The following is a 13,847-nucleotide window of genomic DNA, read 5'->3' as shown; positions in this document are numbered from 1 at the left end:
CCAGACATATTCCAACATCCATTGCACAAAGTTAGGAGTTTCTTCCTAACTTTGTGTTTGTCCGAACTAAACACTTGTCATCATGAAAACAACTTATCTTGCACTCATCGTTCCTTTCACCATCATCAGCGCCTGTTCATCCACAACCCAAAATCCGGATGAACTGACGGGACAGTGGATTGAAGAGCTATCGCCCAAACAATCTTTTGTACAGGGATTCAACTTAAAAAAGGAGGGGAAAGCAGAATCCATCGGCATGCAGACACTGCAATACGAATCTTGGGAGAAGGCAGCCGGCGAACTGATTCTGAAAGGAAAAAGCATAGGAAACGGGCAGACTGTATTATTTGCCGATACCCTGCACATCATCAAACATGAAAAAGACACACTCGTCCTGCAAAAAGGCCAACGGCTGACGACCTATGTGCGCAAGTCCGCCCAAGCGGTCACGACAGACTCCAGCCAGGCAATCAATCCATCCAGAGCAGCCTATGAAGGATTTGAATGGAAAAAAGTGACAGGCATGGGAATCACTTTACTAGCCCAGCAAAACGAGGATATCAGAATCATGGCCGACCCGTCTGTTCCGGGCTTCTCTATAGTCCGGAACAATGATCCCCAGACACATCCGGTCATTCAAGTGTTCAATTTAAAGAACAATGATATCAACGATGTCTTAGAGATATTACGTCAGCAAAAAGGATGGAATGAAAAACAGACCTGTCAATTTCAAGAAGTGAAAAACAAACGCAACGGTGTACGGCGTTACGTCCTAAAACCCGAAGGAGATTATGCCCGAAAAGTTAATGAACAAATGAAAAAAGAGCCGGTACCCGCTACATGTAACGGTTGGGGAGTAGGCAACAGCGGCATGAGATATTTTGAGATATACGACAGTCAGCCCGACAAAGCTCTATTCATCGAAATAGGTCAGGATGCTCCCTTGTTTGACGAACAAAGTATCTGTTTCACCAACTCCAAGGAAGCTAAATGGTCGCAGGATATTTTATATACGCTGAACGGAACGCTGACAATAGGACACGAAATCAGAACATTCCAACCGAATGACAGCAAAGACACTTACTGGATAATAGACAAAACCGGAACGCTGTACCAACAATATGACAGAATAACCAACGGACAGAAAAACGGGAAACCTGTTCATGCCACACTAAAAATTGAATACAATGGCAAATGGACAGATGGTTTTGCAAGTGAATATCCGGGAACATTCATTATACGTGAAATAATCAATCTGTCCAAATAAAAAACTCAAGCTATCCAGAAACAGATTTATCAAAAAGTACTCCAATGAAAACAGTAAACTTGTGCATCGCAATACTATTCATGTGCATACTCTCCAATACCTATGCACAAACTCCAAAACCTTTCGTCATCCCCGAACTGAAAGAATGGAAAGGTGACAAAGGTATATTCACGCCTACCGACGGAGGACGTATCGTCTACAATGCCCGCCAGCCGGAACTGAAAGCAACTGCAACCACCTTCGCCGAAGACCTCCGTCTCATGTTCGGCAGTACGTGGACCGTCAGTACCGACAAAGCCCGTCCGGGTGACATCGAACTGACACTCCACACCAAACGCCCCAAGCACTCACCGGAAGAATACGAAATCAGTATCGGCAAGAAAGTCCGCATAACCGCTCCGCAAACCGTCGGCATCTATTGGGGCACACGTTCACTGCTGCAAATCATGGAACAGAATGATGCACACGCACTGCCCTGCGGTACCATTACCGACTGGCCCGACTATGCTGTGCGCGGCTTCATGCTGGACTGCGGTCGAAAGTTCATCCCCCTGGAATTTCTTCAGGATTACGTCCGGATCATGTCCTACTACAAGATGAACACTTTCCAGATACACCTGAATGACAATGCCTTTCCACGGTTTTATCACTGGGATCTGATGAAGACTTACTCTGCCTTCCGACTGGAGTGTGACACCTATCCGGGATTGACGGCACAAGACGGCTCCTATACGAAACAAGAGTTCATCGACCTGCAGATATTGGCCGAAAGTAAGTTCGTCAACATCATCCCCGAAATCGATGTTCCCGCCCATTCACTGGCCTTTACCCAATACAAACCAGAAATCGGCAGTCAGAAATACGGTATGGACCATCTGGACCTGTTCAATCCGGAGACCTATAAGTTTGTAGACAATCTCTTCAAGGAATATCTGGAAGGGGAGAATCCAGTTTTCAGAGGGAAACAGGTACACATCGGTACGGACGAATACTCCAACAAGGACACGGCTGTAGTCGAAAAGTTCAGGTACTTCACCGACCACTACATCAAATATGTTGAGAAGTTCGGCAAACAGGCATGTATTTGGGGCGCACTGACGCATGCCGCCGGAAAAACACCGGTCAAGTCGGAAAATGTTATTATGAACGCCTGGTACAACGGATATGCCGACCCGGCAGAAATGATCAGACAAGGCTACAAGCTGATAAGTATCCCCGACGGATGGTTATACATCGTACCCGCAGCCGGATATTATTATGACTATCTGAACACCGAACGGCTTTACAAAGAATGGACACCTGCCCGTATCGGGAAGGCTGTTTTCGAAGAAAAACATCCCTCCATTCTGGGAGGCATGTTTGCCGTCTGGAACGATCATGCCGGCAATGGCATTTCAACCAAAGACATTCACGACCGTGTATTCCCTGCCGTACAGACATTGGCTGTAAAGATGTGGACCGGAGCACACCCTACCCTCTCCTTTGAAACCTTCGACCAGGAGCGCAGACTGCTGAGCGAAGCGCCTGGAGTTAATCAGAGCGGAAAGATTGGAAAAGGCCAGGGACTGGTTTATGAACAATCCCAGATACAACCCAATTCGACGCTGCCTCATCGGGAAGCCGGATATGGCTATCGAATCGAATTCGACCTGCAAGGACAACCGGAAACCTACGGTACAGAACTGTTCCGCTCGCCTACAGCCGTGTTCTATCTGTCCGACCCCATCAAAGGTATGATGGGATTTGCCCGCGACGGTTATCTGAACACCTTCCCCTATCGGGTAAAAGACGAACAGGTAAAAGTCCGCGTGGAAGGCGACAACCGTTCAACACGTCTCTATATCAACGACAAGCTGATAGAAGACATGCAAATAGGACGCCAATACTTCAATGGAGGAAAAGACTCCATGAAATATGTACGTACACTGGTGTTTCCATTGGAAAAATCGGGAAACTTTAAAAGCCGGATTACCAATTTACGAATCTTTCAACAATAACTGTTACCTATCATGAAAAGAACCATCCTCTGCACAAGCCTTGCCCTGTTGTCCTGTATGGTTTCCTACGGACAGGAAAAAGGTAAAGACTATCCGTTCAACGACAAAAGCCTGACGGTGGAAGAGCGCATCGACGACCTCGTCGGCAGAATGACGCTGGAAGAAAAAATAGACCTGCTGGCCGGTTACAACGACTTCTACCTGCATCCGTGCGAAAGACTGGGAATACCGGCCTTCAAGATGGCCGACGGCCCTCTCGGCCTATCGTCGTGGGGACTATGGGGAAGAGCCACGGCATTCCCCTCCGCCCTGTCTGTCGCTTCTTCCTGGAACAAGGAACTGGCCCGGCAGACGGGAGAAATCTATGCCCAGGAATGGAGAGCCAGAGGCATCCACTTCATGCTGGCACCGGGTGTCAACATCTACAGGGCTTCGAAGGGAGCACGCAACTTCGAATATTACGGCGAAGACCCTTACCTGACTTCCCGTATGATTGTCCCCTTCATACAGGCCGTACAGAAAGGCGGTGTCATAGCTACCGTCAAACATTTTGTAGGCAATGACCAGGAGTTTGACAGATATCACGTCAGCACCGAACTTTCCGACCGCGCCCTGCATGAAATCTACCTTCCCCCCTTCAAGGCTGCCGTGCAGGAGGCAGGCGTAAAGGCCGTCATGACCGGATACAATCCGCTCAGAGGAGTCTATTGCACCGAAAACAAGACCATCATCGACATACTGAAAAAGGACTGGGGCTTCAGAGGCATGCTCATGTCCGACTGGGCCTGCACCTATTCGGCCGACAAGGCAGCCAACCATGGACTCGACCTGGAAATGGGCAGTAAAAGCTGGTTCAACAGAGAAAAGCTCATCCCGCTCATCCGCCAGGGCATTGTCAGTGAAGCGACCATCGACGACAAAGTGCGGCGCATTTACGGCACATGCATCGAGATGGGCTTTTTCGACAGACCCCAACAGACAGACAGCATCCCTACCTACAATCCGCAAGCCAACAGCATGGCACTGAAATCGGCGGAAGAAGGTATCATTCTCCTGAAGAACAAAGAAAACTGCCTGCCGCTGAATGCCCCGAAAACCATTGCCGTCATCGGACCGACAGCCAATCCGCCACTTATCAATGACCGTGTCTTCTCTACCAACGGCATCGTATATGGCGGCGGAGGCAGTTCACGTGTACACCCCTGGTACGTTGTCAACGACCTGCAAGGAATCAAGAACGAATTCCCGGATGCCCGCATATTGTATGCGGAAGGAATCTCCAACCAATTCAAACGTCAGCTGTTCAAGAAAAGCCGTTTCCGGACAAAAGAAGGACAACCCGGACTGCATGCACGCTATACAGCCTGCCGTCCAGAACAAGGTTCGTCCACAGAATCGGAACAATTGCTGCAGGAACAGGCTAAAGCAGCCGGAAAAGAATGGAAACAAGGCATGGTTGCAGACAACAATTCTCAAACAACGATAGAAAGAACAGACAACAATGTCAACTTTGAATGGTGGAGAAATCCACATGGAAACACGGCCCTCGGAACTGACTATGAAGCTGAATGGGAAGGATACGTTGACGTAGAACATACCGACAGCCTGCGCTTCTTTGTCGATGCCCAGGGAGCCTATCAGTTGTGGATAGACGGAGAGATAGCTGTAGATGCCTCCCATTCACAATCCTTCCATGTAAGCAATAAAGCCGTTTTCGCAACCAAAGGAACATCCAAACACATCCGGCTGAAATTCAAAAGCCAGGGAAGTACTCCGGCAGAAATACGTATGGGGTACTGCTACGACCGGGATATAGACTTTGCGGAAGCTAAAAGAATTGCAGCCCAAGCGGATGTCGTTATCCTGTGTGCCGGACTCGACGGAAGTATCGAACTGGAAGGTCGCGACCGTCCTTTTGAACTTCCTTATGGACAAGATCTGCTCATCCGGGAAATCAGCAGCATCAATCCCCATACCATCGTAGTACTTCATGCCGGAGGAGGAGTCAATATGAGCCCATGGATTGACAAAGTGCCGGCTGTGCTACATGCCTTCTATCCGGGACAGGAAGGCGGAAACGCCTTGGCACACATCTTGTCAGGCAAAGTCAATCCTTCGGCCAAACTGCCTTTCACCATCGAAAAAAGATGGGAAGACTCACCGGCATGCGGCAATTATGACGAAACGCGAAAGGAACAGAAAATATACTATCGCGAAGGAATCTTTACCGGATACAGAGGATATGAAAAACGGAATATCACTCCTCTTTTCCCCTTCGGTTATGGTCTGTCGTACACCACCTATGCTTATGACAGTCTGTCCGTAGACATCATCAACAAAAAAGAAGGTATCGTCGAAGCAAGCATCCATATCACCAATACAGGCAACAGAGCCGGAGGTGAAATTGTACAATTCTACATCACAGATGTAAAAGCCAAAGTGGAAAGGCCGGTCAAAGAACTGAAAGGTTTCGAGAAGATATGGTTGAATCCGGGAGAAAGCCGGACTGTCACCGTAAGATTCAAGAAAGACGACTTCCAATATTACAGTGAAAAGCAGCAACGCTGGATTTTCGAAAAAGGAGAATTTATCATCAAAGCCGGTGCTTCTTCACAAGACATCAAGGCTGAACAGAAAATCAGATTATAACCTAACATAATAAATTTATATTGTTACCCATGAAAAAAATGTTTCTAACCTCGGCTTGCGCCCTGCTGCTATCGGCATCGGCAAGCTATGCACGCCCTCAACATCCGTTTCCCCACAAAAAGGAAATCTATAAAAAGGGCTGGATCGACTTCAACAAAAACGGAAAGAAAGACATCTATGAAGACCCGACACAGGATATCGAGAAACGAATCGACGACCTGCTTTCACAAATGAACCTGGATGAAAAGACATGCCAACTGGCTACCTACTACGGTTACAAGAAAGCTTTGGAAGACAGTGTGCCTACCGCCGCCTGGAAAACGAACATCCTGAAGGACGGAATAGCCAACGTAGACGAACACCTGAACAAGGAAATCGGAGATCCGAACACATTGGCCACGGCACTGGCCGAAACCCAACGCTTCTTTGTAGAATACACCCGACTGGGTATTCCTGCCGATTTCACCAACGAAGGCATCAGAGGACTGAATGCACGAAGCGCCACCAGCTTCCCGTCGATGAACGGACTGGGATGTACTTGGGACAAGGAACTGGCCTACCTGCAAGGTGTCATCGAAGGTCGGGAAGCCCGTGCCATGGGCTACACCAATATCTATGCCCCCATCCTGGACGTGGCAAGAGACCAACGCTGGGGTCGGTGGGAAGGTTCTATCGGCGAAGACCCCTATCTAGTGGCACGTATCGGAGTGGCCATGAGCAAAGGTATACAGAGCCAGCGGGTTGTCTCCACTCCCAAACACTATGTCGGTTACGGTGACTGTAAGGCTGCCCGTCAGTGGGACGCACGTACCGACCCGCATATCACTCCTTCGGAAATGTACTATATCCACGAATATCCCTTCCGGAAAGTCTTTCAGGAAGCAGGCGCTTTGGGTGTGATGTGTGCCTACAATGACTACGACGGTGTGCCCATGGCCGGCAATTACCATTATCTGACAGAGGTACTGCGAAAGGAAATGGGCTTCAAAGGGTATGTCGTATCAGACAGTTATGCCATCGGCCGTCTGAATGCCGTGCACAAAGTAACTCCCAATTTCAAGGAATCCGGACGCAGAGCCATAGAAGCTGGTCTAAACGTACGTACAGAGTTCAATGATCCTACTGAATACATTACAAATATCCGGGAATTGGTAAAGGAAGGCAGACTGTCCATGAAGAGAGTCGATGAATTGGTAAGAGACGTGCTGTATGTCAAGTTCTGGTTGGGCTTGTTCGACAATCCCTATACCGGTTCTACCAAGGAGGCTTCCGACATTGTTTCATGCGAAGAGCATTTGAACACAGCCTTGCGGGCTTCACGTGAATGTCTCGTACTGCTAAAGAATGCCGACAACATGCTTCCCCTCCAGACCAAGTACCGCAAAATCGCCGTCATCGGTCCCAACGCCAATTCGAAAAACTACATTCCAGCACACTATGGTCCGATGGGCTTCCAACGCTTCTATAGTGTAGTCGACGGGCTCAAAAGCGTTTATCAGCACGATGATGTAGAAATCAATTACGTCAAAGGTATCGACATTGTTAATCCCGGATGGCCCGAAAACGAACTGATGTGCGACACGCTGACTGCTGGCGAACAACAATCCATACAGGAAGCCGTAGAACTGGCACGCCGTAGCGATGTGGCCGTGCTGGTATTGGGAGATGACCAACGCACCTCCGGTGAGAGCCGTACACGTAGCAGTCTTGATCTGCCCGGCCATCAGGAACAGTTATTGGAGGCAGTGGTCAAGACCGGCAAACCTGTCGTACTGGTACTCATCTGGGGACGTCCCGCAACTATCAATTTTGCAGACCGTTATTGCAAAGGCATTTTGGCAGCCGGATATCCGGGTGCACAAGGCGGCCTGGCCATTGCAGAAGCATTGAAAGGCGACTATAATCCTGGAGGTAAACTCACCGGTACCTGGCCTAAAACGGTCGGCCAACTTCCGATGAATATACCGACCAAACCCAATGCCAACTGGGAACCTATGAAATATCATTCGGTTGCCAACAAAGGACTACTGTATTGCTTCGGACACGGATTGTCCTACACCACTTTCCGTTATGACAATCTGAAGATCGACAGCGTTCACACCCAGACCGCTCATGTCAAGGTAACGTGCCGGGTAACCAATACGGGACGTGTGGCCGGAGACGAAGTCGTACAATTATATGTTAATGATGTAGTAAGTTCTACCACCACTTACGAAAAGAATCTCAGGGGGTTCGAGCGCATCCACCTGCAACCGGGCGAAAGTAAGGAAGTCTGCTTCAGCATCGTCCCCGACGACCTGATTCTCATCAACGAAAAGAAAGAACGGGTTGTGGAACCCGGTGAATTCAAAGTGATGGTAGGCAGCTCATACGAGGATATCCGACTGACAGACAGTTTCTTCTATCAGTCTGACGCAACCGACAGCAATGTTCAATCTGCCGAAAAAGGCAAGATGATTGACGAATCGAATTTCAAGGAGGAAAAAGAATAAAAGACACAGACTGCTTCAGAAACACTATCCTGAATATTTTTTCACCACAGATTACTCGGATTGACACAGATTATTTCTTAATACTTCAGATTTTCAATCTAAATCAATCCGAGTAATCTGTGGTGAATTATGTACCCTCTCTCTTTTCTAAGGAACAACTTCTTCGGGCGATGCCAAAAAGAGCCCCAACTCGGAAAGCATCGGAACATCCCTGCATTTCCGAACAGAAATCTTCAATTCCCGACAAGTAACCTTATCCGTCCGTAACAGACGTTTATACCCCACAGTGGTACCTGTTGCCAGCACGTGCCAGGCGTCATTTTCTTTATACTCAATGCAAAACTCCTCTATACGCTGCCCTTCCCGAATGTTCTCCTGCAACAGGATACGGTCAAAAGTAACAGGAGTCTGAAAACGGATCTGCAGGCTTTCTTCCAATCCTCGCCAGCCGGTATCCAGTCTTTTATCCGTCAATGCCTCCAGCCTGTCTTCAGGAGAAACCGCCTTTTCAAGCAGATTGTCTGAAAATGTGTCGTCCAATATACGCTTCATCGCCATAAGGCTCTGTCTGTCGTTTTCATGTATCAGCCCCCGCTTGTCTGGAGGCAGATTCAACAACAGCAATGAGTTCTTTCCTACGGAACTATAATAAATATCAATCAGCTTCTGTGGAGACTTGACCAGCGAATCCTGGGCTGCATGATAATACCATCCCGGACGGATGGACACATCCACCTCGGAAGGATACCACACCGCACCACCGGCCTTTTCCAGCATCAGACGGCTTCCCAAATCCTTTTTCACTCCATCTCCTTCGGGAATATAGGTACCATTGCCGGCCTCCTGCTGTGAAGAAGCGGCAATACTGGCCAGCATATTGTCTGAAGCTGGAATGACACTCCATTCCGTGTCTCTTCCATAACCGCTTTCGGTTCCTACCCAGCGCACATCGGGTCCCATAACCGCAATGACGGCCTGAGGCTGTAAGGTCCTGACCGTCGAATAATAACGTTGGAAATCGTATTCCTGTTTTCTGCCATTCGCTCCCTCACCACAGGCCCCGTCAAACCAGACTTCATGGATTGTCCCATATTCCGTCAGCAGCTCCGTCAATTGGTTGACGAAGTAATCGTTATACTTTTCCGTCCCATAGTCGGGATGGTTCATATCCCACGGAGACAGATAGACTCCCAATTTAAGTCCTTCTGCCCTACAGGCATCCGCCACCTCCCTCACAACATCTCCCTTTCCATTCTTCCAGGGGGTAGATGCCACCGAGAAGTCGGTATATTTAGAGGGCCACAGACAGAAACCGTCGTGATGCTTGCAGGTCAAAAGTACCAATTTCATCCCAGCCTCCTTGGCTGTACGTACCCATTGTCTGGCATCCAGTTGCGACGGGTTGAACAGGGAGAGGTCTTCCTTACCTGTTCCCCACTCTCTATCCGTGAACGTATTGATACCAAAACAGATAAAACAAGTAGTCTCCATCTGCTGCCAGGCTATCTGCCGCTCGGAAGGCACCACGTGTGCCGCCAGACGGACCTTCTCCGCCAGCGAAGCATCCGCAGGGAATACGACAGAACCCACATAGCTGCCCGTCTGCGCAAAAGCACAGCCTGCCGACAATACACTCCAAAGAAAAGATGTCCAAAACTTCATGACCCAATCGTTTTAATTTTATTACCTATCTTTATAACAAACAGAAAATCCGCCTCATCATAGCAGAAGCATTCGTATGCAAAGATAACACGAAAAAACGTTCAGCAATTATACAAAACACACTTATCGTTGCAGAATCTTATCCAGCAAATATCTTAACTCCCCAAACGTGGGGTCTCAGTATCCGTTTTCCACACTTCAGTATCCTTTTCGTTCACACAATACAGGCTTTCCTTACTTTTGTCTTCGGGCAATGCAAACAGTCTTGCCGATGATTAAAAAAGAATAATGTTTGAAGTCCTTAAGCATTATTAATCAAAACAGAAGCCGTAAAACAGCACTATTTTTGTTTTAATAGTGAAGCTCGGGCAATGGAGCCCGGCTGAATAAAGACCTGAACAATGAAAAAATTTACATTTATGATGGCGATGTTCCTGCTCATGCTGGCAGGAAACGCCGCAGCACAAGAAGAAAGAGAACTGACAAAGGACGAAAAGAAAGCCTTGCAGGAACGTATCGACAATTTTCTGCACGACGAAGCAGAAGAAGCCCTCAACAAACGTGCCTTCACACTGGAAGCCGACCAGGTGATATTCAAGTATGGACAGACGGCACACGTGACGTCGAACACCAACTTCGTTTCGGTGAAAGACGACAGAGCCGTCGTACAGACAGCCTTCAATATTCCCGTCAGCGGCCCCAACGGTCTGGGAGGTGTAACCGTGGAAGGTACTTTCTCGGACTATGAACTGAAAAAGGACAAGAAGGGGAACATCTCGCTTGCCCTCAACGTGATGGGTACCGGCATCTCGGCCCGAGTCGACATCACACTCTATAAGGGAAGCAACAAAGCCACCGTAAGCATCACTCCCAACTTCAACTCCAACCGCATGACGCTCAACGGAGTCATCGTGCCGATCGAGAAGAGCAGTGTGTTCAAGGGGCGTTCCCTCTGAAACGGTTCAAAGAAATTTCATGTACAACAAATCCAAGCATAGAAGATTATGAGAAAGGTTTTATTATTGGCCTGCATGGCACTGGCCATTGCGGCATGCGAAAAAGACCCCGACCTGGGGCAGCTGGACTCGGACCTGGTGGTCTACACCGATCATGACAGCAGTACAGACTTCGGCAAATTCCAGACCTACTTCCTGCCCGACAGCATTCTGGAGGCAGGAAGCCACCACGCCACATACTGGAAGGACGAAAACTCCCAGAAACTCATCGACGCCGTAGCAGCCGAGATGGACAGCCGCGGCTACCAGCGCATCACCGACCCTGAACAGAAGACGGAAGCCGACCTCGGCGTACAGCTCTCCTACATCGCCCAGCGCGTCAACATCAGCAGCGGATGGTGGGGAGGATGGTGGGACTACGGCTACTGGGGCCCCTGGTGGGGAGGATGGTACTACCCCTACACGGTCAACTACAGCTACGACACCAACACGCTGGTCATGGAAATGGTAGACCTCTCGGACAACGGAGAAGAAAAGAAACAACTGCCCGTCGTCTGGTATGCCGACGCATCGGGCTACCAATACAACTCCAGCTACAACATCAAGCTGATGACCGAAGCCATCGGACAGGCATTCGAACAGTCACCCTACATTCAGTCCAACAAATAAGAAACGGAGGTTCACAATGAAAACAATACAGATTCCAACCATACTGAAGACCCTGACACTGGCCGCCTGCATGCTGGTGGCCGCCCTTCCGCAAGTACAGGCACAACAGGCCTCGCAACGGAAAGTACACTTTGCCGTAGACTGGCAGATGAACGCCCCTCTGTCCACCGGCTTTGCCGACAAAATCAGCGGCTGGGGCATGAACTTTGAAGGAGCCTACGACGTGACATCCCACTTCTCGGCCGGCGCCTTCCTGTCGTTCCACACCAACCACCGCTACATAGACCGCCAGACCATCAGCCTCTCGCCCACCGAAAGCCTGACCACCGACCAGCAGCGTTCGGCCTTCCAGCTGCCTTTCGGAGCCACGGCGGCCTACACCTTCTGCACGGACTCGCACGTACGTCCCTACGTAGGAGCCAAGTTGGGAGCCATGTTTGCCCGCAACACCACCTACTTCGGCACAGGCGGACTCTATGATACTGGCTGGGGCTTCTATGCCTCACCCGAAATCGGTCTCAAGATTTATCCCAATACGCAGAAGAACTGGGGCTTCCACATTGCCGGCTTCTACAGCTATGCCACCAACCGCACGGAAACCCTGACCGGCAACATCGACGGACAAAGCAATGCCGGATTCCGCCTCGGTATCCTCTTCTGACCCTCGACATCCGACAGTCCATTCCTCAATATACGACAAACTGGAATGCCCGCAGGCCGCCACAACCGGCAAGCCTTGCGGGCATTTTTCCTATCATCCCTACAGAACCTTTGCCTTCATACGGCGCAAGAACCGCCTCCTCCACGACAAAGGCTTCCCTTTCTCCGCCCGAAAACTTCATCTTGCGCGCTAAGATATACATCTGAGCGGCTAAGATGCACATCTGAGCAGCCAAGATGTACATCTGAACGGCCGAGATATAACTTTTCCATAGAGAAAAGCCTGCCCTTTCCGGCAGATACCCCCATGAAAAACAGGACGCAGACAAGCCTTCCGTTGCACATTTCCATCCCGACCGTGCATTTTCTGCCCCTATTTCTTGCCAAACCCGACACTTTCCGTAAATTTGCAGCCTGATAGCCAACCGAATAATAACGGGAAGCATCAATAAATAAAGACAAGAGAAACACTTATACTAATTTTTAATATCATGAGTTTGAAAATCGTAGTATTGGCAAAACAAGTGCCCGACACCCGCTGTGTGGGCAAGGATGCCATGAACGCCGACGGTACCATCAACCGTGCGGCTCTTCCGGCCATTTTCAACCCGGAAGATCTCAATGCGCTGGAGCAAGCGCTCCGCCTGAAAGACGCACATCCGGGTTCGACCGTTACCATGCTCACCATGGGACCGGGACGTGCAGCCGAAATCATTCGTGAAGGACTTTATCGCGGTGCCGATAACGGCTATCTGCTGACTGACCGCGCCTTTGCCGGTGCCGACACCTTGGCTACCTCATACGCCCTGGCAACAGCCATCCGCAAGATTGGCGAGTATGACATCATCATTGGCGGTCGTCAGGCCATCGACGGTGATACGGCACAGGTAGGCCCCCAAGTTGCCGAAAAGCTGGGCTTGCCACAGGTGACATACGTAGAGGAAATTGAAGAAGTAAAAGACGGACATATCCGGGTGAAACGTCACATTGACGGCGGTGTGGAAACCGTAGAAGGACCGCTGCCCATTGTGCTCACCGTCAACGGTAGTGCTGCTCCCTGCCGTCCGCGCAACGCCAAACTGGTACAGAAATACAAACGTGCCATGGGTGGACAGGAAAAAGCTGCGCTTACTGCTCATTGCAATCCCAACGCACTGGCTGAGATTCCTTATGCATATCTGTACGAACAACGTCCCTACCTGAACATCACGGAATGGAGTGTGGCCGACGTAAACGGAGATACCAAACAATGCGGTCTCAGCGGTTCACCTACCAAAGTGAAGAAGATTGAAAACATCGTCTTCCAGGCCAAGGAGAGCAAAACATTGACAGGCAGCGATGCGGATGTAGAAAACCTGATTGTAGAACTGATTGCAAATCATACGATTGGGTAATCTTCAATATTTAAGTAATAAAGTAATAGAGAAGGTATCAGTTCATCCACGATGAACTTTAGAAGGTAAAGCTCAAATGAAGCAGACTTGACAAGAAAGGC

10 protein-coding genes are annotated in these 13,847 nt (G+C 49.4%); 8 read left to right on the top strand and 2 right to left on the bottom strand.

From position 1 onward, the window contains the following. The first annotated feature begins 82 nt into the window (after positions 1-82). From RDO88_RS06300 to RDO88_RS06285, 4 genes are read left to right on the top strand one after another with little or no spacing between them, the layout of a single operon-like run. Positions 83-1,267 carry a lipocalin family protein gene (locus tag RDO88_RS06300; protein ID WP_307758566.1) on the top strand — a complete coding sequence of 395 codons (1,185 nt, stop codon included), beginning with the start codon at positions 83-85 and terminating at the stop codon, positions 1,265-1,267. A 44-nt stretch (positions 1,268-1,311) separates the two neighbouring features. Continuing rightward, positions 1,312-3,264, top strand: coding sequence for a family 20 glycosylhydrolase (locus RDO88_RS06295; RefSeq protein ID WP_307758565.1), 1,953 nt, complete (start codon positions 1,312-1,314; stop codon positions 3,262-3,264). A gap of 57 nt (positions 3,265-3,321) precedes the next feature. Then, positions 3,322-5,913: a glycoside hydrolase family 3 C-terminal domain-containing protein gene (locus RDO88_RS06290; RefSeq protein WP_307758621.1), complete on the top strand. Its 2,592-nt coding sequence runs from the start codon at positions 3,322-3,324 to the stop codon at positions 5,911-5,913. Between the two features lie 29 nt (positions 5,914-5,942). Continuing rightward, a complete protein-coding gene (locus RDO88_RS06285) occupies positions 5,943-8,405 on the top strand; it encodes a glycoside hydrolase family 3 N-terminal domain-containing protein (protein WP_307758564.1) in 2,463 nt (820 codons plus the stop codon). Positions 8,406-8,552: 147 nt separating this feature from the next. On the opposite strand, the gene RDO88_RS06280 is transcribed toward RDO88_RS06285, so the two are convergent. Continuing rightward, positions 8,553-10,067, bottom strand: coding sequence for an alpha-L-fucosidase (locus RDO88_RS06280; RefSeq protein ID WP_307758563.1), 1,515 nt, complete (start codon positions 10,065-10,067; stop codon positions 8,553-8,555). Positions 10,068-10,468: 401 nt separating this feature from the next. On the opposite strand from RDO88_RS06280, the gene RDO88_RS06275 reads away from it, so the two are divergent. From RDO88_RS06275 to RDO88_RS06265, 3 genes are read left to right on the top strand one after another with little or no spacing between them, the layout of a single operon-like run. Continuing rightward, positions 10,469-11,023 (top strand): DUF4251 domain-containing protein, encoded by a 555-nt coding sequence (locus RDO88_RS06275; RefSeq protein WP_307758562.1) that lies wholly within the window; start codon positions 10,469-10,471, stop codon positions 11,021-11,023. Between the two features lie 48 nt (positions 11,024-11,071). Beyond that, positions 11,072-11,692 (top strand): DUF4136 domain-containing protein, encoded by a 621-nt coding sequence (locus RDO88_RS06270; protein WP_307758561.1) that lies wholly within the window; start codon positions 11,072-11,074, stop codon positions 11,690-11,692. Between the two features lie 16 nt (positions 11,693-11,708). Beyond that, positions 11,709-12,353: an outer membrane beta-barrel protein gene (locus RDO88_RS06265; protein WP_307758560.1), complete on the top strand. Its 645-nt coding sequence runs from the start codon at positions 11,709-11,711 to the stop codon at positions 12,351-12,353. Between the two features lie 25 nt (positions 12,354-12,378). Here RDO88_RS06265 and RDO88_RS06260 read toward each other — a convergent pair whose 3' ends face one another. Further along, positions 12,379-12,798 (bottom strand): hypothetical protein, encoded by a 420-nt coding sequence (locus RDO88_RS06260; protein ID WP_307758559.1) that lies wholly within the window; start codon positions 12,796-12,798, stop codon positions 12,379-12,381. A 45-nt stretch (positions 12,799-12,843) separates the two neighbouring features. Here RDO88_RS06260 and RDO88_RS06255 point away from each other — a divergent pair, with 45 nt between their 5' ends. Then, on the top strand, positions 12,844-13,746 hold the full coding sequence (locus RDO88_RS06255; protein ID WP_289593370.1) for an electron transfer flavoprotein subunit beta/FixA family protein: 903 nt from the start codon (positions 12,844-12,846) through the stop codon (positions 13,744-13,746). Positions 13,747-13,847: the final 101 nt, after the last annotated feature.

It is taken from the genome of uncultured Mediterranea sp. (genome assembly GCF_902493215.1).
Lineage (GTDB): Bacteria > Bacteroidota > Bacteroidia > Bacteroidales > Bacteroidaceae > Bacteroides.
This window is presented reverse-complemented; position numbering and strand designations above follow the sequence as displayed.

Coding starts and splice junctions, on each gene's coding strand:
- RDO88_RS06300 (WP_307758566.1), top strand. CDS start 83: ATGAAAACAACTTATCTTGCACTCATCGTTCCTTTCACCATCATCAGC.
- RDO88_RS06295 (WP_307758565.1), top strand. CDS start 1,312: ATGAAAACAGTAAACTTGTGCATCGCAATACTATTCATGTGCATACTC.
- RDO88_RS06290 (WP_307758621.1), top strand. CDS start 3,322: ATGGTTTCCTACGGACAGGAAAAAGGTAAAGACTATCCGTTCAACGAC.
- RDO88_RS06285 (WP_307758564.1), top strand. CDS start 5,943: ATGAAAAAAATGTTTCTAACCTCGGCTTGCGCCCTGCTGCTATCGGCA.
- RDO88_RS06280 (WP_307758563.1), bottom strand. CDS start 10,067: ATGAAGTTTTGGACATCTTTTCTTTGGAGTGTATTGTCGGCAGGCTGT.
- RDO88_RS06275 (WP_307758562.1), top strand. CDS start 10,469: ATGAAAAAATTTACATTTATGATGGCGATGTTCCTGCTCATGCTGGCA.
- RDO88_RS06270 (WP_307758561.1), top strand. CDS start 11,072: ATGAGAAAGGTTTTATTATTGGCCTGCATGGCACTGGCCATTGCGGCA.
- RDO88_RS06265 (WP_307758560.1), top strand. CDS start 11,709: ATGAAAACAATACAGATTCCAACCATACTGAAGACCCTGACACTGGCC.
- RDO88_RS06260 (WP_307758559.1), bottom strand. CDS start 12,798: ATGCTTCCCGTTATTATTCGGTTGGCTATCAGGCTGCAAATTTACGGA.
- RDO88_RS06255 (WP_289593370.1), top strand. CDS start 12,844: ATGAGTTTGAAAATCGTAGTATTGGCAAAACAAGTGCCCGACACCCGC.